Raw genomic sequence first — 24,092 nt, forward strand, 5'->3', positions numbered from 1 at the left:
TGTTATGGGTAAGAATGTCGTAGTCCTGGGCACCCAATGGGGTGATGAGGGCAAAGGCAAGATCGTTGATCTGCTGACCGAACATGCTGCCGCCGTAGTGCGCTACCAAGGTGGTCACAACGCTGGTCACACCCTGGTGATCGATGGCGAAAAAACCGTCTTGCACCTGATCCCGTCGGGCGTGCTGCGCGCAGGCGTGCAGTGCCTGATCGGCAACGGCGTGGTGGTTGCACCCGACGCTCTGCTGCGGGAAATCATCAAGCTGGAAGAGAAAGGCGTACCGGTGCGTGAGCGCCTGCGTATCAGCCCGTCCTGCCCGCTGATCCTGTCCTTTCACGTTGCGCTTGACCAGGCCCGTGAAAAGGCCCGTGGCGAGCTGAAGATTGGTACGACCGGTCGCGGCATCGGCCCGGCCTACGAAGACAAAGTTGCGCGTCGTGGCCTGCGTGTTGGCGACCTGCTAAACATGCCGCGCTTTGAAGACAAGCTGCGTGAACTGGTGGATTACCACAACTTCATGCTGGTGGGTTACTACAAAGAGCCGGCCATCGAGTTCGAAAAGACCCTGGCTGAATGCAAAGCATACGCTGAGCTGCTCAAGCCGCTGATGCTGGACGTGACGGCCGAGCTGCACGACCTGCGTCGCGCCGGCAAAGACATCATGTTTGAAGGCGCCCAAGGTTCGTTGCTGGACATCGACCACGGTACCTACCCGTACGTGACCAGCTCTAACACTACCGCTGGCGGCGTTGCTACCGGTTCGGGAGTTGGCCCGATGTTCCTCGACTACATCCTGGGCATCACCAAGGCTTACACCACGCGTGTAGGTTCGGGTCCGTTCCCGACTGAACTGTTCGACGAAGTCGGTGCGCACCTGGCCAAACAAGGTCACGAGTTCGGTGCGACTACTGGCCGTGCCCGTCGTTGTGGCTGGTTTGACGCTGTTATCCTGCGTCGCGCTATCGATGTGAACAGCATCTCGGGCATCTGCCTGACCAAGCTGGACGTACTCGACGGTCTGGAAACCATCAACATCTGCGTCGGCTACAAAGATGCCGAAGGTAACGATGTCGCCCCGACTGACGCTGACAGCTACGTGGGTCTGCAGCCTGTGTACGAAGAAGTGCCGGGCTGGACCGAGTCGACCGTGGGTGCCAAAGCACTGGAAGAGCTGCCAGCTAACGCACGTGCCTACATCAAACGCGTCGAAGAGCTGATCGGCGCGCCGATTGACATTATTTCGACGGGCCCGGACCGCAACGAAACCATCGTTCTGCGTCACCCGTTCGCTTAATAAGTAGTTGATGTAAAACACAAAGGCCCCTTGATTGGGGCCTTTGTCGTTTAGGTCATTCGAACGGCACGACCCTTGCTGTGATTATCGCTTCTTGATGAGCCATCAATTTAATGGCGTCAAAGCAGAGGGATTTCCTGTGTCGGCCGTTCTCTCACTGTTACAAAGCCGTCTATTGCGGCCCGTGTTCGTTACCCTTGGTATCGCGCTTTTGGTGCAGGTGCTGGTGGCTGTTGCCCTGACTCGGAGCACAGTGACCGCGCTGGAAGCCGATCTGGGTGTGCGCCTGGGTGCCGACAGTCAAAAGCTCTCGGGTGAGCTGGAGCAGGCGGGGCGTGAAGTCACGTCGAGCCTCGACAGCCTCTCCACCAGTACGCGTCAGCGCCTCACAGCCGGTTTGTCCTCGCGATTGAAGGACGAGCAGGCACAACTGCGTGCGACGCTGGAAAAGGATCTGAAGGATTCCGCCAATGATATGGCGCAGCTTCTGGCTTCGGTCGCACCCCGCGCCATGTGGGACAGCGATGTTCCAACCCTGTCCGAATTCGCCCGCCGGGCCCAGCGTAATCCCAACGTGTTGTTCGTGGTCTACGACGACGCCACGGGGCAGCACCTGACGCGCTACTTGAACCGGGAGAACCCGATCAACAAGGCGCTTCTGGAGAAAGGCCAGGGTGAGCGTGCCCTGGACAAGGTGCTGGATGCGGCGAAGAACGATCCGTCGGTCTATTACCTCGAAGCCTCGATCAACCCCAACGGGGTGGAAATCGGCAAGGTCTTGATGGGCGTCTCCACCGCCTCGGTTGAAACCGATCTGGCGGCCCTGGACAAGCGCTTCTCGGCGCTGATCGCCAGCAGTGATCAACTGGTCGGCGACAGCCTCAAGGGCGCGGCGGCTGACAGTGCCACGGCGATGCGTGCGCGTCTGACGTCTGCTCAATCCACGGCATCTGAAATGAAAGACAACACTACCAGCACTGTGCAGGAGGCCGCGGCGACCTTGCGCTGGCGCATTGGCATGGGCCTGGCGCTGGTAGGGTGCGGTGTGCTGCTGTTGCTCGCGGTGGTGCTGGGCCGTCGAGTGGTCAACCGCTTGAAACTGCTCATCGCTGCCATGGACGACCTGGCGGCGGGCGAGGGCGATCTGACCAAACGCGTGCAGATCAACAGCAAGGACGAAATCGGCGACATGGCCTCGGCGGTCAATCGCTTTGTGGATAAGCTGCAGCCGATCGTGCGCGAAGCGGGCGATGTGGCTCAGCGAACCGGCGTGGAAATCGGCGCCATGACCTTGCGCAATGCGGGTGCCGATGCGGCGGCGGGCATGCAGCGCGATGAAGTGGCCGAGAGCCTGCGTGCGTTGTCGCAAATGGCTGATGATGCCCAGTCTGAAAGTCATGCCATGCAGGCAGCCTTGCAGCAAGTGGTGGATATTCGTTCGGCCACGGATGAAAACACACGGACGTCGGCGAAAGTCGGCAGCCTGATCGAGGCGTTGGCCGGGCAGGTTGATACCGGTGCGAAAGTCATCGAGCGACTGGCGCAGCAGAGTGAGCAGATTGAAGTGGTGCTGACGGTGATTCACGGGATCGCCGAGCAAACCAACCTGCTGGCGCTGAACGCGGCCATCGAAGCGGCGCGAGCCGGCGAGACCGGCCGCGGGTTTGCCGTGGTGGCGGACGAGGTGCGAGCGCTGGCGAGCAAAACACAGAGCTCCACCGGCGACATTCAGGCGCACATCGTTGCCTTGCAGCAAGGTGCGCGTGAGGCGGTGGCGGCGATCGGTCAGGCCGGGCGTCAGGCCAGCGAAGGTTTGCTGGTATTGCGTGACAGTGCGCGGTTGCAGCAATCAGTGCAGGTGTCGGTCGAGCAAGTGCATGCGGCGATTGGTTTGGCAACGCAGGCCGCGGCGCATCAGGCACAAGGCGCGCAGGCGGTGCGTGGTCGGGTTGAGACCATTCATGCGCAGGCTGAGCAAGCGGCTCAAGCGGTGGTGGCAACCACGGCCAGCGGCAAGGTGCTGGATGGGTTGGCGGCGCAGTTGAAGGCCAGCCTGGGGCAATTCAGGGCTTAGAATTTTCTTTGCCCAAACTGGCCTCTTCGCGAGCAGGCTCGCTCCCACAGGAGAATGCATTCCAATGTGCGAGCCTGCTCGCGAAGGCAATGTCAGCGGCTCAAATACATCCGGGTCGTAAGCAGATAGACCGGCAACCCCGACACCAAAATCAACAACGCCGCATAAGGCGCCGCCGCCGCAAACTCCACATTCGCGGTATGCGCCCAGACTTCCGTCGCCAGCGTATTGAGCCCGGTCGGGCTCAGCAGCAGCGTCGCCGTCAGCTCCTTCATCGCATCCAGAAACACCAGCGCAAACGCTGCACCGAGTGCTGGAAAGATGATCGGCAGCGTCACCCGGCAAAACGCACTGAAGGACGATGCCCCCAGCGTACGTGCCGCCTCTTCCAATTGCGGCGCAGCCTTGTTCAGTGCCGTACGAATCGGCGCTTGAGCCAGCGGCAGAAACAGCAGCGCATAAGCGATCAGCAACAACGCCGAGGTCTGGTACAGCGCTGGTACATAGTGCAGGGCGAAATACACAAGCGTCAGTGCGATCACCAGTCCAGGCAGTGCATGCAGCAGATACGGCAGGCGCTCGGCCCAGATTGCCAGTTGACCCTTATAACGCACCACCAACAGCCCGACCGGCACAGCGAGCAACAGGCACAGTGCTGCGCCACCGAGGGAGAGTGCCAGTGAGGACAACAGCGCTTCGCTGATCGCCGCCGCGGGGAATGCGGCTGAAGAACCTACGGCTAGCCAGTACACCAACATGCCCAGCGGAATGCCGCTGCCGATAATCGCCAGCGCCAGGCAATAAACCTGCCCAACCGCTGACCACGGTCCCAGACGAACCTGCTCCGCACGCCGCGCCGCGCCTTGACCGGTGCGCACATGCCGGCCCTTGCCGCGCACCCGCAGCTCAAGCCAAAGCAGCACCAGACACAGCGCCAACAATACTGCCGAAAGCATTGCTGCGTTGGCGTTACTGAATTCGAGCTCGAACTGTTGATAGATCGCGGTGGTGAAAGTCTGGAGGCCGATGATCGACAGTGCACCGAACTCCACCAGCATGTGCAGGGCGATCAGCAGCGAACCGGCCAGCAACGAAGGCCAGAGTAGCGGCAGGGTGATCCTGAAGAACACGCCCCAGCGATTCTGCCCAAGGGTTCGTGCGGACTCCTCGAGAGAGGGATCAAGATTGCGCAGGGTCGCCGCGACCGGCAGAAATATCAGCGGGTACTTGGACAGGGTCATCACCAGGATTGCCCCGCCGAGCCCTTCGAAGTGAGCGCTCAACGAGACCCAGGTGAAACTGCTGACAAATGCCGGCACCGCGAACGGCAAGCACAGAATGACGCCCCACAAGCGTCGCCCCGGCAGATTGCTACGTTCAAGCAGCCACGCCAGCGACAGGCCGATCACGCCGCAGGCCAGCGTCACACCGACCATCAATGACAAGGTATTGCGCAGCAGCCCGAGCACATACGGCCGCCAAAGCAGGTGCAGTGCCTCGGCCCAACCGGCCTGCCAGGTCTTGAGCCCGACATACATCAGCGGCAAGAGGCTGAGTACGACCAGCAGTAAAGCCGGGAGCAACAACCAGATCGATGGCCGCTTGCGCCGTGGCACGTAACCCCCGCGCGAGGCGGAGGCGGATAACGATGCGCTCATCAGTTCAAGCCAACGTCACGTTCCAGGTCCAGGGCTTGTTCGGCATTGCCAAGATCGGCTGGCGTGACCTTCGGTGCCTCAAGTTCGCTGAACGGCTTGAGTCCGCGATCCGATTCCATGCCTTTGTGCAGAGGGTATTCGGCGGTGGTCTGGGTGATCACGCGCTGACCTTCTTCGCTGGCCATGTAGGCGAGGAATTGTTGGGCTTCTTTTGGGTGCTTGCTGGATTTCAGCACGGCTGCACTGGACACTGTGATCAGCCCGCCGACGTCGCCGCCGGTGAAGTAATGCAATTTCGAATCGAGCTGGCCTTTTTCACGCTGCAAGGCGAACCAGTAGTAGTTGTTGACCAGCACGGTGGCGACTTCGCCGTTTTCCACCGCCTTCAGCGCAACCATGTTGTTGCTGTAAGTCTTGCCGAATGCGCGCAGGCCGGTCAGCCATTCTTCCGCAGCGTCCATGCCGTGCACTTTGATGATTGCCACGGCCTGTTCCTGAAAGGCGCCGCTAGTAGGCACAAAGCCGACCTTGCCTTGCCATTTCGGATCGGAGAACTCCATTACCGACGTGGGCAGGTCTTTTTGGTCAATCAGTTTCGGGTTGAAGGCGACCACGCGAACCCGGGCGGTGATACCGATCCAGGTGCCATTGCCGGCAACGTAGTCTTTCGGCAGAACGGCGAGGGTGGCGGCATCGGTCTGTGCCAGCAGGCCTTGTTCGCCAAGTTTGTTCAGTGGGGGCGACTCTTCGGTATAGATCACGTCGGCGGGGGAGCGATCACCTTCTTCGACGACCTGGCTGGCGAGCTGGTTGCTGCTGCCTTTACGCACATTGACGTGAATGCCGGTCTTGGCTTCGAAGGCTTTGGCGATTGCGTCGCCGACTTCCTTGTGTTGACCGTTATAGAGTGTCAGGGAAACGGCATCGGTGGCCTGGGTGAGGGGGGTAGCGAGTGACAGGCCTAGCAGGGTGAAGGTCAGGCCGCGGCGCAGGGTATTTCGAAACATCATTCGCAGGGTTCCTCACTGTCGCATTGCAAAATCTTGCAACAATGATAAACGATATTGTTTCTCAAGTGCGCCTTGCGGGGCCGAGAAGGGTTTGCTAGAGCCTTCGGGATTGAATTTTCAAATCCCGGAAACGCAAAAACCCGCTTTCGCGGGTTTCTGTGAAATTCAAGATCGGAATCTTGAATTTGAATTGGTGCCCAGAAGAAGACTCGAACTTCCACGACCTTGCGGTCACCAGCACCTGAAGCTGGCGTGTCTACCAATTTCACCATCTGGGCATTATCGCAAGCGTTGCCGCTGTTGATGTGGCGCACTATACGGAGAGCTCTTAGATCTGTAAACCCCTGATTTAGTATTAATAAATCAGAAGCTTGGAATGCAAAAAACCCGCTTTCGCGGGTTTTTGTGTGAGCCTTGAAATTGATCTAATCTCAAGCTCGAAATTGGTGCCCAGAAGAAGACTCGAACTTCCACGACCTTGCGGTCACCAGCACCTGAAGCTGGCGTGTCTACCAATTTCACCATCTGGGCAGTATCGACAATGCGTCTGCGTCGTCGATGGCGCGCACTATACGGAGCGTCTTTTTAACTGTAAACCCCTGACATCAAAAAAACCTGGAAAATTTTACCAGTGGCATTTAAATCAGCTTTGCAGTGTCAATAAAGGGCTTTAGATGGGCTGTCATAGCCTGAAATTTCCCGTTTCATTACGCCTATGCCAAACTAACCCGCATATAGACAAGGTGAAAACTCTCTAATGGCCGATTGGCAGTCCCTCGATCCCGAGGCCGCTCGTGAAGCGGAAAAATATGAAAACCCTATTCCTAGCCGCGAACTGATCCTTCAGCACCTTGCTGATCGTGGTTCGCCTGCTAACCGTGAGCAGCTGGTCGAAGAGTTTGGTCTGACCACAGAAGACCAGATCGAAGCGCTGCGTCGCCGTCTGCGCGCCATGGAGCGCGACGCTCAACTCATCTATACCCGTCGCGGCACCTATGCGCCGGTGGACAAGCTCGACCTGATCCTGGGCCGCATCAGCGGTCACCGTGACGGTTTCGGCTTCCTGGTCCCGGACGACGGCAGTGACGACCTGTTCATGAGTCCGGCGCAAATGCGTCTGGTGTTCGATGGCGACCGTGCGCTGGCCCGTGTTTCCGGCCTCGACCGTCGCGGTCGCCGCGAAGGCATGATCGTCGAAGTGGTGTCCCGTGCCCACGAGACCATCGTCGGTCGTTACTTCGAAGAGGGCGGTATCGGCTTCGTCGTTGCGGACAATCCGAAGATCCAGCAAGAAGTGCTGGTCACGCCGGGCCGTAACGCCAACGCCCAGATCGGTCAGTTCGTCGAAGTGAAGATCACTCACTGGCCGACGCCACGCTTCCAGCCGCAAGGCGACGTGGTCGAAGTCGTGGGCAACTACATGGCGCCGGGCATGGAAATCGATGTCGCCCTGCGCACCTACGATATTCCTCACGTCTGGCCTGAGGCGGTGCTCAAAGAAGCTGCCAAGCTCAAGCCTGAAGTCGAAGAGAAAGACAAAGAGAAGCGCATCGACCTGCGCCATCTGCCGTTCGTGACCATCGACGGCGAAGATGCGCGCGACTTCGATGATGCGGTCTACTGCGAAGCCAAGCCGGGCAAACTGCGCCTGTTCTCTGGCGGCTGGAAGTTGTACGTGGCCATTGCCGACGTCTCCAGCTACGTGAAGATCGGTTCGGCGCTGGACAATGAATCCCAGGTTCGCGGCAACTCGGTGTACTTCCCCGAGCGTGTGGTGCCGATGCTGCCTGAGCAACTGTCCAACGGCCTGTGCTCGCTGAATCCTCACGTCGATCGCCTGGCCATGGTTTGCGAGATGACCATCTCCAAATCCGGCGAGATGACCGACTACTGCTTCTACGAAGCGGTGATCCACTCCCACGCTCGCCTGACCTACAACAAGGTCAGTGCCATGCTGGAAACGCCGAAACTCACCGAGGCGCGTCAGCTTCGTGGTGAGTACAACGACGTTCTGCCGCACCTCAAGCAGCTTTACGCACTGTACAAGGTTCTGCTGGCGGCCCGTCACGTGCGTGGCGCGATCGATTTCGAAACGCAGGAAACCCGGATCATCTTCGGGACCGAGCGCAAGATTGCCGAGATCCGTCCGACCGTTCGTAACGATGCGCACAAGCTGATCGAGGAGTGCATGCTGGCGGCCAACGTGGCCACCGCCGAGTTCCTGAAAAAGCACGAAATCCCTGCGCTGTATCGCGTCCACGATGGTCCGCCACCGGAGCGTCTGGAAAAGCTGCGCGCTTTCCTTGGTGAGCTCGGCCTGTCCCTGCACAAAGGCAAGGACGGCCCGTCGCCAAAGGATTATCAGGCACTGTTGGCAAGCATCAAGGATCGTCCGGATTTTCACCTGATCCAGACCGTCATGCTGCGTTCGTTGAGTCAGGCCGTGTATAGCGCCGATAACCAGGGCCACTTCGGCCTGAATTACGAAGCCTATACCCACTTCACCTCGCCGATCCGCCGCTACCCGGACTTGCTCACGCACCGGGCGATCCGCAGCGTCATCCATTCGAAAATGGACACGCCGCACGTTCGCCGTGCTGGCGCGATGACCATTCCGAAAGCGCGCATCTATCCGTACGACGAAGCGATCCTGGAACAGCTCGGCGAGCAGTGCTCGATGAGCGAGCGCCGTGCCGACGAAGCAACCCGCGACGTCGTGAACTGGCTCAAGTGCGAGTTCATGAAAGACCGTGTGGGCGAGTCGTTCCCGGGCGTGATTACTGCCGTGACCGGTTTTGGCTTGTTCGTCGAGCTGACCGATATCTACGTCGAAGGCCTGGTGCACGTCACCGCGCTGCCGGGCGATTACTACCACTTCGACCCTGTACATCACCGCCTCGCGGGTGAGCGTACCGGTCGCAGCTTCCGCCTTGGCGATACCGTTGAAGTGCGCGTGATGCGCGTCGACCTCGACGAACGCAAGATCGACTTCGAGATGGCTGAAAAGACCATCAGCGCACCGATCGGTCGCAAGAAGCGCGGAACTGAAAAGACTGAACCTGCCCCCAAGGCGGCCGCTAAAACCGCGGCAGAACCGGCACCGGCAAAAACCGGTCGCCGTCCGGCCAAGGAAAAAGCTGTCGAAGCCTATCGCCCAAGCGATGCCGCGGCGAAAAATGCCGAGCTGCGCAAAAGTCGCGAAATGAAGCAGGCGTTGCTGTCTGAAGCGAAAAGCGGCGGTAAAGCGGCGTCTGGGGGAAAGACCGGACGGTCGGCGCCTGACAAGGCCCCCGGCGGCAAGCCAGCCAAACCGAGCAAACACCGTAAAGGCCCGCCAAAAGCGGGTTCGGCTCCTGCTGCCAAAAGTGGCGGGGCGCGTAAACCTAAGGCCAAGCCATGAGTCAGTTGGAAAAGATCTACGGCGTGCACGCTGTAGAAGCGTTGTTGCGTCACCACCCGAAACGCGTCAAGCAGATCTGGCTGGCTGAAGGTCGCAGCGATCCCCGGGTCCAGACGTTGATCGAGCTGGCGAACGAAAATCGCGTAGCCGTCGGTAACGCCGAGCGTCGCGAGCTGGATGCCTGGGTCGAAGGCGTGCACCAGGGCGTGGTCGCGGAGGTGAGTCCGAGCCAGGTCTGGGGCGAGGCAATGCTCGACGAGCTGCTCGATCGCACCGAAGGCGCGCCGCTGCTGCTGGTGCTCGACGGCGTGACCGATCCGCACAACCTCGGTGCCTGCCTGCGTTCTGCCGATGCGGCAGGTGCGTTGGCGGTGATCGTTCCGAAAGACAAGTCAGCCACCCTGACCCCGACGGTACGGAAAGTCGCTTGTGGCGCGGCGGAAGTGATTCCGTTGGTCGCCGTGACGAATCTGGCGCGCACCCTGGAAAAACTCAAGCAGCGTGGCTTGTGGGTCGTCGGTACGGCGGGCGAGGCTGAGCAGAGCCTGTATCAGCACGACATGACCGGCCCGACCATCCTGATCATGGGCGCGGAAGGCAGCGGGATGCGCCGTCTGACGCGCGATCTTTGCGACTACCTGGTGCACCTGCCGATGGCTGGCAGCGTCAGCAGTCTCAACGTTTCCGTGGCGACTGGCGTTTGTCTGTTTGAAGCCCAGCGCCAGCGCAGCGTCAAAGCCGCCACCAAGAAGTCCTGACGCCCCCCCCACTGTAGGAGCTGTCGAGTGAAACGAGGCTGCGATCTTTTGATTTTGCTTTTTAGAAGATCAAAAGATCGCAGCCTTCGGCAGCTCCTACAGGTGTTCGGCTTTGTGTTGCGGTGATTGTTCAAATAATCACCAATTGCCTTGCGCCTCTCCTGTCCCTTCTCTACAATTGCGCCCCTTGCTGTGACGGCAGGCACGCATGTGTCTATCGCAAGCAAGTCCATAAGTGTCATTCACTCCTTGTCTGACCGCTTTTGAGCGGCAGGCTACAACCCGTAAGGAGCATTCATGCGTCATTACGAAATCATCTTTTTGGTCCACCCGGATCAAAGCGAGCAAGTCGGCGGCATGGTAGAGCGTTACACCAAGCTGATCGAAGAAGACGGCGGCAAAATCCACCGTCTGGAAGATTGGGGCCGTCGTCAACTGGCCTACGCAATCAACAATGTTCACAAGGCTCACTACGTGATGCTGAACGTTGAGTGCACTGGCAAGGCCCTGGCCGAGCTGGAAGACAACTTCCGCTACAACGATGCAGTGATCCGTAACCTGGTCATCCGTCGCGAAGAAGCCGTTACCGGCCAATCCGAGATGCTCAAGGCTGAAGAAAACCGCAGTGAGCGCCGTGAGCGTCGCGACCGTCCTGAGCACGAAGGCGCCGAAAGCGCTGATAGTGATGACAGCGACAACAGCGATAACGCTGACGAGTAATCCACGGACCTTTTGAGGAGCCTATTACATGGCACGTTTCTTCCGTCGTCGTAAATTCTGCCGCTTCACCGCTGAAGACGTGAAAGAGATCGATTACAAAGATCTCAACACTCTGAAAGCTTATGTATCCGAGACCGGCAAAATCGTTCCAAGCCGTATCACCGGTACCAAAGCACGTTATCAGCGTCAGCTGGCCACCGCTATCAAGCGCGCCCGCTTCCTGGCCCTGCTGGCCTACACCGACAGCCACGGCCGCTGAGACCGGGCAGTCGACACGTAGCAAAGGATTGAAAGCATGCGTGCCTTAGCTGAGTTCATCATGCGCGGCCGTATGCAGGCCACTCTGGTAGTGGCTGGATGCGCTGCATTGCCGTTGTTGTATTGGTTGGGTGCTGCCGCTGGATGCTTTGTGCTCCTGCGGCGCGGATTGAAGGACGCCATTGGTGTTCTTGCTCTGGGACTGCTGCCGGCATTGATCTGGTGGCTTTACGCCGATGACCCACGCTCACTTCTGGTGTTGCTGGGGTCTTGGAGCCTTGCGTTGGTGTTGCGCGCAAGTGAGTCCTGGAGCCGCGTGCTGCTGGTCAGCATAGCGATGGGAGTGGTGTTTGCAGTGGTGCTGGGGACAGTTTTTGCTCCCCAAATCGAGATGCTGGCGCAGGCTTTGATAAAAGTCATGCCGTCGCTACTCGGTGATGTCTACCAGAAGTTGTCGGTAGACGAGCAAGCGCATTTTGCGTCCCTGATTGCACCGGTCCTGACCGGCCTGATTGCGGCCTTGTTGCAAATCGTCAGTTTGCTGAGCCTGATTGTCGGGCGCTACTGGCAGGCGTTGTTGTACAACCCGGGTGGTTTTGGTCGCGAGTTTCGCGCCATCCGATTCCCGCTTTTGCCGGCGATGTTGCTGCTGGCGTGCATGCTTCTGGGGCCGAATATCGGTCCACAGATGGCCATGTTGACGCCGTTGTGCAGTGTACCGCTGGTGTTCGCCGGGCTAGCCCTGATTCACGGGCTGGTGGCGCAAAAGCGACTGGCCAGATTCTGGCTGGTGGGGTTGTACGTGACGCTGTTGCTGTTCATGCAGCTGATCTATCCGTTGCTGGTGGTCTTGGCCATCGTCGACAGCCTGATTGATTTTCGCGGTCGTTCGACGCCGAAAGACGTCGATAGCGCGAACGGTGAAGGTTAAAAGTTAAGAGGATTTTCACATGCAACTGATCCTTCTGGAAAAAGTCACCAACCTGGGCAACCTGGGTGACAAAGTGAACGTTAAGGCTGGTTACGGTCGTAACTACCTGCTGCCTTACGGCAAAGCGACCGCTGCGACCGCTGCCAACCTGGCTGCGTTCGAAGAGCGTCGCGCTGAGCTGGAAAAAGCCGCAGCAGACCGTAAAACTTCGGCTGAAAGCCGTGCCGCCCAACTGGCTGAGCTGGAAGTGACTATCACTGCCACCGCTGGTGACGAAGGCAAGCTGTTCGGTTCGATCGGCACCCACGACATCGCTGATGCACTGACCGCCTCTGGCGTTGAAGTTGCAAAAAGCGAAGTTCGTCTGCCGAACGGCACCATCCGCAACGTAGGCGAATTCGACGTAGCCGTGCACCTGCACGCCGAAGTTGAAGCCACCGTACGCGTTGTCGTGGTAGCAGCTTAAGCAGCACTTGTCGGCTGGCACCCTCGGGTGCTTGCCGGTAACATCGGGCACGATCCTGTTTACAGGTCGTGCCCTTTGTCTTTCTGCAGTTCCTGATTTTCACAAAACTATTCAAGTGGCCATGAACGATATCTCCGCTCCCGAGCAATACGATCTGCACACCGCTGCCCTGAAGGTGCCGCCTCATTCCATCGAGGCCGAACAGGCCGTGCTCGGTGGTCTGATGCTGGACAACAACGCCTGGGAACGCGTGCTCGATCAGGTCTCGGACGGCGATTTCTATCGGCATGACCACCGTTTAATCTTCCGCGCGATCGCCAAGCTGGCCGATCAGAACTCGCCGATCGACGTCGTGACCCTTGCCGAGCAATTGGACAAGGAAGGTCAGACCTCGCAGGTCGGCGGCCTTGGTTACCTGGGTGAGCTGGCGAAAAACACGCCGTCCGTCGCCAACATCAAGGCCTATGCGCAGATCGTCCGTGCACGGGCAACGTTGCGGCAGTTGATCGGCATTGCCAGCGAAATCGCCGACAGCGCGTTCAACCCGGAAGGCCGAACGGCTGAAGAGATTCTCGACGAAGCCGAACGCCAGATTTTCCAGATCGCTGAGGCCCGGCCAAAAACCGGCGGCCCGGTGAGAGTGAACGAACTGTTGACCAAAGCCGTCGACCGTATCGATGAGATGTTCAATAGCGATAATGCGATTACGGGCCTCTCGACCGGTTATACCGACCTTGACGGCATGACCAGCGGCTTGCAACAGTCTGACCTGATCATCGTCGCCGGTCGTCCGTCGATGGGTAAAACCACCTTTGCGATGAACCTGGTGGAAAACGCCGTGCTGCGCAGCGATAAGTGCGTGCTGGTCTACTCGCTGGAGATGCCAGGCGAATCGCTGATCATGCGTATGTTGTCGTCCCTCGGTCGAATCGATCAGACCAAGGTCCGGTCCGGTCGCCTGGACGAGGACGATTGGCCGCGCCTGACGTCGGCTATCAGCATACTTAACGAACGGAAGCTGTTCATCGACGATACGGCCGGTATCAGCCCGTCGGAGATGCGTGCGCGGACCCGGCGCCTGGTGCGTGAGCACGGCGATGTGGGCCTGATCATGATCGACTACCTGCAATTGATGCAGATCCCGGGTTCGAGCGGCGATAACCGAACCAACGAGATTTCTGAAATCTCCCGCTCGTTGAAAGCTTTGGCCAAGGAATTCAACTGCCCGGTGGTGGCGCTGTCCCAGCTCAACCGTTCCCTGGAGCAACGACCGAACAAACGCCCGATCAACTCCGACCTGCGGGAATCCGGAGCGATCGAGCAGGATGCTGACGTAATCATGTTCGTGTACCGGGACGAGGTTTACCACCCGGAAACCGAGCACAAAGGCATCGCCGAGATCATCATCGGCAAGCAGCGGAACGGCCCGATCGGTACGTCACGACTGGCGTTCATCGGTAAGTACACCCGCTTCGAAAACCTGGCGCCGGGCAGCTATAACTTCGACGACGAGTAAGTTGCCGAGAGTCGCAATTTCCGACTATAGCCGTCGGAATTGGTTATTTTTTGTGCTATATTCCGCGCCCGCGATTTTTCATCTCAACACCGGTCATCGTCATGCAAACAGCCAAGCCGTTATTTGACTATCCCAAGTACTGGGCCGAATGTTTCGGTCCAGCGCCATTCCTGCCGATGAGCAGGGAGGAGATGGATCAGCTTGGCTGGGATTCCTGCGACATCATCATCGTCACCGGTGATGCGTACGTTGACCATCCGTCGTTTGGCATGGCAATTATTGGCCGGCTGCTGGAGTCGCAAGGCTTCCGCGTCGGGATCATTGCCCAGCCAAACTGGCAGTCCAAAGACGACTTCATGAAGCTCGGTGAGCCGAACCTGTTCTTCGGCGTCGCGGCCGGTAACATGGACTCGATGATCAACCGCTACACCGCCGACAAAAAAATCCGTTCCGATGACGCCTACACCCCCGGTGGCCTGGCGGGCAAACGTCCGGACCGCGCGAGCCTGGTTTACAGCCAGCGTTGCAAGGAAGCCTACAAGAACGTGCCGATCGTTCTTGGCGGCATCGAAGCTTCCCTGCGCCGCATCGCCCACTACGATTACTGGCAGGACCGGGTGCGCAACTCGATCCTGATCGACGCCTGCGCCGACATCCTGCTCTACGGCAACGCCGAGCGCGCAATTGTCGAAGTCGCCCAGCGTCTGTCCTACGGTCACAAGATCGAAGACATCACCGACGTGCGCGGTACTGCGTTCATCCGTCGCGATACGCCGAAAGACTGGTACGAAGTCGATTCCACGCGCATCGACCGTCCGGGCAAGATCGACAAGATCATCAACCCGTACGTCAACACCCAGGACACCCAAGCCTGCGCCATCGAGCAGGAAAAGGGGCCGGTTGAAGACCCGAGCGAAGCCAAAGTCGTGCAGATACTGGCAAGCCCACGGATGACCCGCGACAAGACCGTGATTCGTCTGCCATCGGTTGAAAAGGTCCGTGGCGACGCCGTTCTTTACGCTCACGCCAACCGCGTGCTTCACCTGGAAACCAACCCGGGCAACGCCCGTGCGCTGGTGCAGAAGCATGGCGAAGTCGATGTCTGGTTCAACCCGCCTCCGATTCCGATGACCACCGAAGAAATGGACTACGTGTTCGGCATGCCCTATGCGCGCATTCCGCACCCGGCGTACGGCAAGGAAAAGATTCCTGCCTACGACATGATCCGTTTCTCTGTGAACATCATGCGTGGCTGCTTCGGCGGTTGCACCTTCTGCTCGATCACCGAGCACGAAGGCCGGATCATCCAGAACCGTTCCGAAGAATCGATCCTTCGCGAAATCGAAGAGATCCGCGACAAGGTGCCAGGCTTCACCGGCATCATTTCCGACCTCGGCGGCCCGACCGCGAACATGTACCGCATCGCCTGCAAGACCCCGGAAATCGAATCCGCGTGCCGCAAGCCTTCGTGCGTATTCCCCGGTATTTGCCCGAACCTGAACACCGATCACTCGTCGCTGATCCAGTTGTATCGCAGCGCTCGTGCCTTGCCGGGTGTGAAGAAGATTTTGATCGCGTCTGGCCTGCGCTATGACCTCGCGGTCGAGTCGCCGGAATACGTCAAAGAGCTGGTGACCCACCACGTCGGTGGTTACCTGAAGATCGCCCCGGAACATACCGAGGAAGGTCCGCTCAACCAGATGATGAAGCCGGGCATTGGCAGCTATGACAAGTTCAAGCGCATGTTCGAGAAGTACTCCAAGGAAGCCGGGAAAGAGCAGTACCTGATTCCGTACTTCATCGCCGCTCACCCGGGCACCACCGACGAAGACATGATGAACCTGGCCTTGTGGCTCAAGGGCAACGGCTTCCGTGCCGACCAGGTGCAAGCGTTCTACCCGTCGCCGATGGCCACCGCCACCGCGATGTACCACTCGGGCAAGAACCCGCTGCGTAAGGTCACTTACAAGAGCGACGCCGTGACCATCGTCAAGAGCGAAGAGCAGCGTCGTTTGCACAAGGCGTTCTTGCGTTATCACGACCCGAAAGGCTGGCCGATGCTGCGTGAAGCGCTGACCCGCATGGGCCGCGCCGACCTGATCGGGCCGGGCAAGAATCAGTTGATCCCGCTGCACCAGCCGGCGACCGACAGCTACCAGAGCGCCCGTCGCAAGAACTCGACACCCGCCGGCAGCCATAAAGTAGCAGGGGAAAAGACCACCAAGATCCTGACCCAGCACACGGGCTTGCCACCGCGCGCCAGCGATGGCGGCAACCCGTGGGACAAGCGTGAACAGGCCAAGGCTGCGGCGTTTGCCCGCAACCAGCAGGCGGCCAAGGATCGTAAAGATGCGGCCAAAGGCAAAGGGCCGAAGCCTGCGCGTAAGCCGGTTGTACCGCGCTAAGCGCTAACCGCTGATAACAGAACGCCAACCTTCGGGTTGGCGTTTTGCGTTTCTGCGCCACGGAAAACCGGGTCGCCGGGGCGGAAGCTGTGTTGGGGCAATCGGCCTCTTCGCGGGCAAGCCCGCTCCCACAATGTTTTCTGTGAATGCAGAATTTGTGAACGACAGAGATCACTGTGGGAGCGGGCTTGCCCGCGAAGAGGCCTTAATTGGCGGCGACTATGCAACTGAACGCAACATTTCCGTGCAACTCCTCCCAACCAATTTCCCGCATCGCCCGATTTTGGTGCTGTACTGCCTCATGCAACCGGAGAAAGCGCCAGCGGTGCTGGATGGCATAAGTCTTGCGCGCTTTCCAATACGCTTAAGGCTCGCAGGAGGCACGCCGTGTCGATCCATGTCGCATTGCACCACGTCACGCATTACCGCTACGACCGCGCCGTCGAGCTCGGTCCGCAGATCGTTCGTCTGCGCCCGGCGGCCCACAGTCGCACGCGGATACTTTCCTATGCGCTGAAAGTCTCTCCCGAGCAGCACTTCATCAACTGGCAGCAGGACCCCCAGGGCAATTACCTGGCGCGGTTGGTGTTCCCGGAGAAAACCGATGAACTGCGGATCGAAGTCGATCTGCTGGCGGAGATGGCGGTCTTCAATCCGTTCGACTTCTTCCTTGAGCCCTACGCCGAAAAGATCCCTTTCGCCTACGCCGCGGATGAGCGCAAAGAGCTGGCGCCGTACCTGGAAACCTTGCCCCTGACGCCGAAGTTCAAGGCTTACCTGGACGGTATCGACCGCACGCCGCTGCCCAGCGTCGATTTCCTCGTCGCGCTCAATCAACGCTTGAGCGAAGACATCGGCTACCTGATTCGCATGGAACCGGGCGTGCAAACCCCAGAACACACCTTGGAACATGCCTCCGGTTCTTGCCGCGACTCCGCGTGGTTGCTGGTGCAACTGCTGCGTAACCTCGGTCTGGCGGCGCGTTTCGTCTCCGGTTACCTGATCCAGCTCACCGCTGACGTTAAAAGCCTCGACGGCCCGTCGGGCACTGACGTGGACTTCACCGACCTGCACGCCTGGTGCGAGGTCTACTTGCCCGGTGCTGGCTGGATCGGCCTGGACGCGACGTCAGGGCTGTTTGCCGGTGAAGGACACATTCCGTTGGCCTGTAGCCCCGATCCGGGCTCTGCGGCACCGATCAGTGGCTTGGTTGAACCGTGCGAGTGCGAATTCACCCACGAAATGTCGGTGGAGCGGATTTGGGAAGCGCCTCGGGTAACAAAGCCCTACACCGAAGACCAGTGGCTGGCAATTCAGGCTTTGGGCCGGCAGATCGATGCCGACTTGCTGGAGGGTGACGTACGCCTGACCATGGGCGGCGAACCGACTTTCGTGTCCATCGATGATCCGGACGGCGCCGAATGGAACACCGCTGCGCTCGGGCCGGACAAGCGGCGTCTGTCCGCCGAATTGTTCCAGCGCATGCGCAAACACTACGCGCCCAAAGGTCTGGTGCATTTCGGTCAGGGCAAGTGGTACCCCGGCGAGCAATTGCCGCGCTGGTCGCTGAACTGTTATTGGCGCCGCGACAATGTGCCGATCTGGCACAACAGCGCGCTGATTGCCGATGAGCAGCAAGACTATGGTGCCAATGGCGAGTTGGCCGGGCGTTTTCTGGCGAGTGTCGCCGAGCGCCTGAAAATTCCCACACGGTTTGTATTTCCGGCCTACGAAGACAATTTCTATTACCTCTGGCGCGAAGGCGCTTTGCCACAGAACGTCAGCGCCGAAGACTCACGTCTCGAAGAACCGTTGGAGCGTGCACGTCTGCGCAAAGTCTTCAGCCAGGGCCTGGACAAGGTCATCGGTCAGGTCCTGCCGCTGGCGCGCACCGCCAAGGGTGATCAGTGGCAAAGCGGCCGTTGGTATCTGCGCGACGAACACTGCCGACTGGTGCCAGGTGACTCGCCGCTGGGCTATCGCTTGCCGCTCGGCTCGCAGCCTTGGGTGAAAGCGGCGGATTACCCGTTCATTCATCCTGTGGACCCGAATCAGGATTTCCCAGCACTGCCCGACACGGCGCAATTTCAGAGCCAAGGCGAGCCTGCGGTTGCTGATGAACGCACGCCAAAGATCGACGAATCTGCCGACTGGCTGACCCGCACGGCGTTCTGCGCGCAAGCACGAGAAGGGCGGTTGTACCTGTTCATGCCGCCGCTGGAGCGGGTCGAGGATTATCTGGAATTGGTCAGCGCCATCGAAGCCACCGCCGAGGAGTTGCATTGCCCGGTGTTGCTGGAAGGCTATGAGCCACCGAGCGATCCGCGCCTGAGCAACTTCCGCATCACGCCCGACCCGGGCGTGATCGAGGTCAACGTGCAGCCGTCTGCCACGTGGGATGAGCTGGTCGAGCGCACCGAATTTCTTTACGAAGAAGCGCGCCAGACCCGACTGACCACCGAGAAATTCATGATCGATGGCCGGCACACCGGCACCGGCGGCGGCAACCATTTCGTACTGGGAGGCGCGACACCGGCTGACTCACCGTTCCTGCGTCGTCCGGATTTGCTGCGCAGCCTGATCAGCTACTGGCATAACCATCCGTCCTTGTCCTACCTGTTTTCGGGATTATTCATCGGCCCGACGTCTCAGGCACCACGGGTCGACGAAGCACGCAACGATGCGTTGTATGAACTGGAAATCGCCTTCGCCCAGATGCCTGAGCCGGGTGAGGAGTGTGCGCCGTGGTTGGTGGATCGGCTGCTGCGCAACCTGCTGATCGACGTGACCGGCAACACCCATCGTGCCGAATTTTGCATCGACAAACTGTATTCACCGGACGGTGCTACCGGTCGCCTTGGATTGCTCGAATTGCGCGCGTTTGAAATGCCGCCCCATGCGCGCATGAGCCTGGCTCAGCAATTGTTGCTGCGGGCGCTGGTGGCTCGGTTCTGGCGCGAGCCTTATGCGCCACCGAAACTGGCACGCTGGGGCACTGAGCTGCACGATCGCTTCCTGTTGCCACACTTCATCGAACAGGATTTCGCCGACGTCATCGTCGACCTTAATGCCGCCGGTTATCCGGTGCGGGCCGAGTGGTTTGCGGCGCATCTGGAGTTTCGTTTCCCCAAGGTCGGCGATTACGCGGTCAGCGGCATAGAACTGCAATTGCGCCAGGCGCTGGAGCCCTGGCATGTGCTGGGAGAGGAGGGTGCAGTTGGCGGCACGGTGCGTTACGTGGATTCGTCGCTTGAACGCTTGCAGGTCAAACTCACTGGCCTGCCACCACAGCGTTACGTGCTGACCTGCAACGGCATTGCGGTGCCATTGCAACCCACCGGACGGGTTGGTGAGTTTGTGGCTGGCGTACGATTTCGTGCCTGGCAACCGACCAACTGCCTGCAACCGACCATCCCGGTCCATGCGCCGCTGGTGTTCGACCTGCTCGACACCTGGATGCAGCGCTCGCTGGGTGGTTGCCAGTACCACGTCGCCCATCCGGGCGGGCGCAACTACGACAGCTTGCCGGTGAACGCCAATGAGGCGGAGAGCCGCCGAATGGCGCGTTTCTTCCGCATCGGACATACGCCGGGGAAACTTCCTATACCCAATATGGAAATTAACGACGAGTTGCCGATGACTCTCGATTTACGACGTTTCTAAACCGTACACGACGCTCGGATTTTTCGTATATCCGGGCGTCATGAGCCTGCGTTAGTCTGACCGTTCTTTGCTGTCTGCCGAGCTTTCCATGCCTGATCTGCTTGACCGCTACCCGCTGACGGCGGGCACTTATCACGAACTGCTCGACGACAGCGGCGCCGTGCGCCCGCATTGGCGTCGGTTGTTCGACCAATTGCAGCGCAGCACGCCAACCCAATTGGCGCAGCGTCAGGCCCTGCTGACCCGGCAGATCCAGGAAAACGGTGTGACCTATAACGTCTACGCCGATCCCAAGGGTGCGGATCGACCGTGGGAACTCGATCTGCTACCGCACGTGATTGCGGCTGATGAATGGCAGCAGTTATCGGCCGGGATCGCTCAGCGGGCACGCTTGCTCAATGCTGTGCTGGCAGATTTATACGGGCCGCAACGGTTGATCGCCGAGGGGCTGCTGCCGGCTGAACTGGTTTTCGGTCACAACAACTTCCTCTGGCCCTGTCAGGGCATCACGCCGCCCGACGGGGCTTTTCTGCATCTGTATGCCGTGGATCTGGCGCGTACGCCTGACGGTCGCTGGTGGGTCACGGCGGACCGGACGCAAGCGCCGTCCGGTGCCGGTTACGCCTTGGAAAACCGCACCATCGTGTCCCGGGCCTTTCCCGAGTTGTACCGCGATTTGAAAGTGCAGCACCTGGCCGGGTTCTTCCGCACGCTTCAGGAAACCCTGGCTCGTCAGGCACCGAGTGATGACGAAGCGCCGCTGATCGTGCTGCTGACACCGGGACGTTTCAACGAAAGCTATTTCGAACACCTCTATCTGGCGCGCCAGCTCGGATATCCACTGGTGGAGGGCGGCGACCTGACGGTGCGCAACGCTACGGTCTACCTGAAAACCCTGAGCGGATTGCGCCGGGTCCACGCAATCATGCGGCGGCTCGATGATGACTTCTGCGACCCGCTTGAGCTGCGCACCGACTCGGCCCTAGGCGTGCCGGGGTTGCTGGAGGCGGTACGCCAAGGGCGAGTGCTGGTGGCCAATGCCCTCGGCAGCGGCGTGCTTGAGTCGCCGGGATTGTTGGGCTTCCTGCCGAGGATCAATCAATTCCTGTTCGGCGAAGAATTGATCCTGCCCTCAATCGCAACCTGGTGGTGCGGCGAAGCGCCGGTGCTGGCCCAGGCCCTGGAAAAATTGCCGGAGTTGTTGATCAAACCGGCTTTCCCGTCACAGAGTTTTTCTCCGATATTTGGGCGTGATTTGAGTGAAAAACAGCGTGAGGCGCTGGCCGAGCGCATGCAGGCTCGGCCTTACGCCTATGTCGCGCAAGAATTGGCTCAGATCTCTCAAGCCCCGATCTGGCAGGCTGAAGAGGGTCATCTGCAACCCCGGGCCATCGGCATGCGCGTGTACGCAGTGGCCAGCCGTGATGGCTATCGGGTGCTGCCCGGCGGCCTCACTCGCGTTGCCGCCGAGGCTGACGCCGAAGTGGTGTCGATGCAGCGCGGTGGCGCGAGCAAAGACACCTGGGTGCTGGGCGATCGTCCGCCGAGCGGTGAGCAATGGAAAACCCAGCGTACGATCGGTGTGCACGACCTGGTGAGACGCGATCCGTATCTGCCGTCGCGGGTGGTGGAAAATCTGTTCTGGTTCGGGCGTTACTGCGAGCGCTGTGATGACAGTGCGCGGTTATTGCGGATCATGCTGGCGCGGTACGTCGATGGCGATGACCCGCAAGCCCTGGAGGCGGCGGTGGATTTGGGCGAACGGTTGATGTTGTTGCCCGATGAAGGCGAGTTGCCGGAACGCTTGCTGGCCGCGTTGCTCGGCGACGACTGGCCGTTCAGCCTGCGCTCCAACCTGCAACGTTTGCAGTGGGCGGCCTCACAAGTGCGCGGCAAGCTCTCGCGGGAAAACTGGCAGGCGCTGGTGGAGTTGCAGCGCGAAGCCATGGAACTGGAAACTGAAGAGCCGGATTTTGGTGAATTGCTGGATTTCCTTAACCGTCTGGTGATGTCGCTGGCGGCGTTATCCGGTTTCGCCCTCGACGACATGACCCGGGACGAAGGCTGGCGCTTTCTGATGATCGGCCGCCGGATCGAACGTCTGCAATTTCTCAGCGCCAGCCTGGCGGCATTTCTGCGCGGTACCGGTGCTTTCGATCAGGCCGGACTGGAATGGCTGCTGGAGTTGGGCAACAGCAGCATCACGTACCGTTCGCGGTATCTGGCCGTGGCGCAACTGATTCCGGTGCTCGACCTGTTGCTGCTCGACGAGCAGAACCCCCACGCAGTGCTGTTCCAGTTGAAACTGGTGACTCGTACCTTGAAACGCTTGAATGACGACTTCGGCGTGCCTCGCGAAGCGGGGTTGCCACAGTTGGTGGAACGCTTGGCACAGTTCGATCTGGGATGCCTGGAGAACCCGCTGTTCGGCGCCGCCAGCGTTCGGGCGGCCATTGAGGGGCTGGCCGACCTGTTGCAAGAAATCGCCGACGCCAGCGGGCAAGTGTCGGATCGTCTGGCCTTGCGCCATTTCGCCCATGTCGATGACGTCAGCCAGCGCACGGTGTCCGTCTGATGAGCGCCCATTACCAGATTCTCCACGACACCCATTATCACTACGACAGCCCGGTTTCTCTGGCTCAGCAGCTCGCGCACCTGTGGCCGCGAGCGTGTGCCTGGCAGCGTTGCACCGGGCAGCAACTGCAGATCAGCCCCGACCCGACTTCGCGCCGCGATGAACTGGATGTGTTCGGCAATCCGCTGACCCGATTGGCGTTCGAGCGGCCGCACGATGAATTACGGGTCAATGCCCGGGTCACCGTTGAAGTGCTGGCCCGGCCGACGCTGGATTTCAATCAGTCCCCCGCGTGGGAAGAAACCCGCAACGCGCTGACCTACAGCAGTCAGCCACTTTCCCCGCAATTGCTGGAAGCGTGTCGTTACCGGTTCGAATCGCCCTACGTGCATTTAAAGCACAACTTCGTCGAGTTCTCGCAAAGCTGCTTTCCACCGGGGCGGCCCCTGATGCTGGGTGTACAGGCGCTGATGGAGAAAATATTCAGCGAATTCACGTTTGATGCCGAAGCGACTCAGGTGGCGACGCCGCTGGTGGAAGTGCTGGAACGCCGGCGCGGCGTTTGTCAGGACTTCGCTCACCTGATGCTTGCTTGCGTACGCTCCCGTGGGTTGGCGGCCCGTTACATCAGCGGCTATCTGTTGACGCAGCCACCGCCGGGCCAGCCACGACTGATCGGTGCCGATGCGTCACATGCCTGGGTTTCGGTGTTTTGCCCGGTGCTGGGCTGGGTGGATTTCGACCCGACCAACAACGTGCGACCAGCGCTGGAACACATCACTTTGGCCTGGGGCCGGGATTTCTCCGATGTCTCGCCGTTGCGTGGGGTCATTCTGGGCGGCGGCAACCATGACCCGGAAGTCCGTGTCACCGTAATGCCACTGGACTAACGCAGATCCCCTGTGGGAGCGGGCTTGCTCGCGAAAGCGGTGTGTCAGTCGATATTAATGTTGAATGACACACCGCTTTCGCGAGCAAGCCCGCTCCCACAGTGGAGATGTGTAAGTAGTTTCTAGATGGGGTATTTCAGATTGGCCTGTGAGGGTCAGCAGCGTAACTGCTGACCCTGGACACAGATCCGGGGGGCCTGATCAGATCATCGGGCCCTGAGGGTCTCAGGCGTCGGGCGCCTGATCTTTCGGTGCTTCAGTTTCGTCTGTAGCCACTTCGCCTTCGGCATCCGGGTTCAGTGCTGCTGCTTCTTCTTCAGCTGTAGCTTTCTTGCGCTGAAGCTTTTCCTCTTTCTTCTGCTCCTTGGCCAAGTCTCTCTGACGTTTGGCGAAGGAATAATTAGGTTTAGCCATGGGCGATCCTCTGGGGTCGAAGGTGAGGTTGAGCGGCGCATATTCTGCCCTGTATCGATG

General features: G+C 59.7%; 16 protein-coding genes and 2 tRNA genes. 13 read left to right on the forward strand and 5 right to left on the reverse strand.

Features of this window, described 5'->3' with window-relative positions; all coding sequences use genetic code 11:
• Window positions 1–4: 4 nt before the first annotated feature.
• Both ACYZTX_RS04030 and ACYZTX_RS04035 read left to right on the forward strand, forming a co-directional pair.
• Window positions 5–1,294 carry an adenylosuccinate synthase gene (locus ACYZTX_RS04030; protein WP_462033050.1) on the forward strand — a complete coding sequence of 430 codons (1,290 nt, stop codon included), beginning with the start codon at window positions 5–7 and terminating at the stop codon, window positions 1,292–1,294.
• A 139-nt stretch (window positions 1,295–1,433) separates the two neighbouring features.
• On the forward strand, window positions 1,434–3,368 hold the full coding sequence (locus tag ACYZTX_RS04035) for a methyl-accepting chemotaxis protein (protein WP_462033051.1): 1,935 nt from the start codon (window positions 1,434–1,436) through the stop codon (window positions 3,366–3,368).
• A gap of 92 nt (window positions 3,369–3,460) precedes the next feature.
• Here ACYZTX_RS04035 and ACYZTX_RS04040 read toward each other — a convergent pair whose 3' ends face one another.
• The 4 genes from ACYZTX_RS04040 to ACYZTX_RS04055 all read right to left on the reverse strand — a co-directional run bounded on the left by ACYZTX_RS04040 (window position 3,461) and on the right by ACYZTX_RS04055 (window position 6,567).
• A complete protein-coding gene (locus ACYZTX_RS04040) occupies window positions 3,461–5,026 on the reverse strand; it encodes an ABC transporter permease (protein WP_462033052.1) in 1,566 nt (521 codons plus the stop codon).
• Entirely contained in the window at window positions 5,026–6,036 is a 1,011-nt protein-coding gene (locus tag ACYZTX_RS04045; RefSeq protein ID WP_462033053.1) for an extracellular solute-binding protein, read from the reverse strand. Before ACYZTX_RS04045 ends, ACYZTX_RS04040 begins: the two co-directional genes overlap by 1 nt.
• A gap of 191 nt (window positions 6,037–6,227) precedes the next feature.
• A tRNA-Leu gene (locus tag ACYZTX_RS04050) sits at window positions 6,228–6,314 on the reverse strand.
• A 166-nt stretch (window positions 6,315–6,480) separates the two neighbouring features.
• Window positions 6,481–6,567: transfer RNA gene (locus ACYZTX_RS04055), tRNA-Leu, on the reverse strand.
• Between the two features lie 226 nt (window positions 6,568–6,793).
• On the opposite strand from ACYZTX_RS04055, the gene rnr reads away from it, so the two are divergent.
• From rnr to ACYZTX_RS04110, 11 genes are all read left to right on the forward strand, one after another.
• Entirely contained in the window at window positions 6,794–9,436 is a 2,643-nt protein-coding gene (gene rnr / locus ACYZTX_RS04060) for a ribonuclease R (protein WP_462033054.1), read from the forward strand.
• Complete coding sequence (gene rlmB / locus ACYZTX_RS04065) at window positions 9,433–10,194, forward strand: 23S rRNA (guanosine(2251)-2'-O)-methyltransferase RlmB (RefSeq protein WP_462033055.1); 762 nt, start codon at window positions 9,433–9,435, stop codon at window positions 10,192–10,194. Before rnr ends, rlmB begins: the two co-directional genes overlap by 4 nt.
• A gap of 297 nt (window positions 10,195–10,491) precedes the next feature.
• Entirely contained in the window at window positions 10,492–10,914 is a 423-nt protein-coding gene (rpsF, locus tag ACYZTX_RS04070) for a 30S ribosomal protein S6 (protein WP_003217491.1), read from the forward strand.
• A gap of 28 nt (window positions 10,915–10,942) precedes the next feature.
• Window positions 10,943–11,173, forward strand: coding sequence for a 30S ribosomal protein S18 (gene rpsR / locus ACYZTX_RS04075; RefSeq protein WP_002551829.1), 231 nt, complete (start codon window positions 10,943–10,945; stop codon window positions 11,171–11,173).
• A 36-nt stretch (window positions 11,174–11,209) separates the two neighbouring features.
• Window positions 11,210–12,103 (forward strand): hypothetical protein, encoded by an 894-nt coding sequence (locus ACYZTX_RS04080; RefSeq protein WP_462033056.1) that lies wholly within the window; start codon window positions 11,210–11,212, stop codon window positions 12,101–12,103.
• A 19-nt stretch (window positions 12,104–12,122) separates the two neighbouring features.
• Window positions 12,123–12,569, forward strand: a complete 447-nt coding sequence (gene rplI / locus ACYZTX_RS04085) for a 50S ribosomal protein L9 (RefSeq protein ID WP_003197251.1) — start codon at window positions 12,123–12,125, stop codon at window positions 12,567–12,569.
• 121 nt (window positions 12,570–12,690) lie between these two features.
• Window positions 12,691–14,085, forward strand: a complete 1,395-nt coding sequence (dnaB, locus tag ACYZTX_RS04090; RefSeq protein ID WP_462033057.1) for a replicative DNA helicase — start codon at window positions 12,691–12,693, stop codon at window positions 14,083–14,085.
• A 101-nt stretch (window positions 14,086–14,186) separates the two neighbouring features.
• On the forward strand, window positions 14,187–16,490 hold the full coding sequence (locus ACYZTX_RS04095) for a YgiQ family radical SAM protein (protein ID WP_462033058.1): 2,304 nt from the start codon (window positions 14,187–14,189) through the stop codon (window positions 16,488–16,490).
• A gap of 387 nt (window positions 16,491–16,877) precedes the next feature.
• Complete coding sequence (locus ACYZTX_RS04100) at window positions 16,878–20,153, forward strand: transglutaminase family protein (protein WP_462033059.1); 3,276 nt, start codon at window positions 16,878–16,880, stop codon at window positions 20,151–20,153.
• Between the two features lie 88 nt (window positions 20,154–20,241).
• Complete coding sequence (locus tag ACYZTX_RS04105) at window positions 20,242–22,728, forward strand: circularly permuted type 2 ATP-grasp protein (RefSeq protein WP_462033060.1); 2,487 nt, start codon at window positions 20,242–20,244, stop codon at window positions 22,726–22,728.
• Window positions 22,728–23,618, forward strand: coding sequence for a transglutaminase family protein (locus ACYZTX_RS04110; protein ID WP_462033061.1), 891 nt, complete (start codon window positions 22,728–22,730; stop codon window positions 23,616–23,618). Before ACYZTX_RS04105 ends, ACYZTX_RS04110 begins: the two co-directional genes overlap by 1 nt.
• Before the next feature lie 225 nt (window positions 23,619–23,843).
• Here the strand turns inward: ACYZTX_RS04110 and ACYZTX_RS04115 are convergent, their stop codons facing one another.
• Window positions 23,844–24,032 (reverse strand): hypothetical protein, encoded by a 189-nt coding sequence (locus tag ACYZTX_RS04115; RefSeq protein ID WP_007947526.1) that lies wholly within the window; start codon window positions 24,030–24,032, stop codon window positions 23,844–23,846.
• Window positions 24,033–24,092 lie beyond the last annotated feature (60 nt).

The organism is Pseudomonas sp. MDT1-17 (assembly GCF_054898105.1).

Bases quoted from the DNA above. Each gene is read 5' to 3' on its own strand.
- ACYZTX_RS04030 (WP_462033050.1), top strand. From the start codon at position 5: ATGGGTAAGAATGTCGTAGTCCTGGGCACCCAATGGGGTGATGAGGGC.
- ACYZTX_RS04105 (WP_462033060.1), top strand. From the start codon at position 20,242: ATGCCTGATCTGCTTGACCGCTACCCGCTGACGGCGGGCACTTATCAC.
- rplI (WP_003197251.1), top strand. From the start codon at position 12,123: ATGCAACTGATCCTTCTGGAAAAAGTCACCAACCTGGGCAACCTGGGT.
- rpsR (WP_002551829.1), top strand. From the start codon at position 10,943: ATGGCACGTTTCTTCCGTCGTCGTAAATTCTGCCGCTTCACCGCTGAA.
- ACYZTX_RS04040 (WP_462033052.1), bottom strand. From the start codon at position 5,026: ATGAGCGCATCGTTATCCGCCTCCGCCTCGCGCGGGGGTTACGTGCCA.
- rpsF (WP_003217491.1), top strand. From the start codon at position 10,492: ATGCGTCATTACGAAATCATCTTTTTGGTCCACCCGGATCAAAGCGAG.
- dnaB (WP_462033057.1), top strand. From the start codon at position 12,691: ATGAACGATATCTCCGCTCCCGAGCAATACGATCTGCACACCGCTGCC.
- ACYZTX_RS04110 (WP_462033061.1), top strand. From the start codon at position 22,728: ATGAGCGCCCATTACCAGATTCTCCACGACACCCATTATCACTACGAC.
- ACYZTX_RS04115 (WP_007947526.1), bottom strand. From the start codon at position 24,032: ATGGCTAAACCTAATTATTCCTTCGCCAAACGTCAGAGAGACTTGGCC.
- rnr (WP_462033054.1), top strand. From the start codon at position 6,794: ATGGCCGATTGGCAGTCCCTCGATCCCGAGGCCGCTCGTGAAGCGGAA.
- ACYZTX_RS04045 (WP_462033053.1), bottom strand. From the start codon at position 6,036: ATGATGTTTCGAAATACCCTGCGCCGCGGCCTGACCTTCACCCTGCTA.
- ACYZTX_RS04080 (WP_462033056.1), top strand. From the start codon at position 11,210: ATGCGTGCCTTAGCTGAGTTCATCATGCGCGGCCGTATGCAGGCCACT.
- rlmB (WP_462033055.1), top strand. From the start codon at position 9,433: ATGAGTCAGTTGGAAAAGATCTACGGCGTGCACGCTGTAGAAGCGTTG.
- ACYZTX_RS04095 (WP_462033058.1), top strand. From the start codon at position 14,187: ATGCAAACAGCCAAGCCGTTATTTGACTATCCCAAGTACTGGGCCGAA.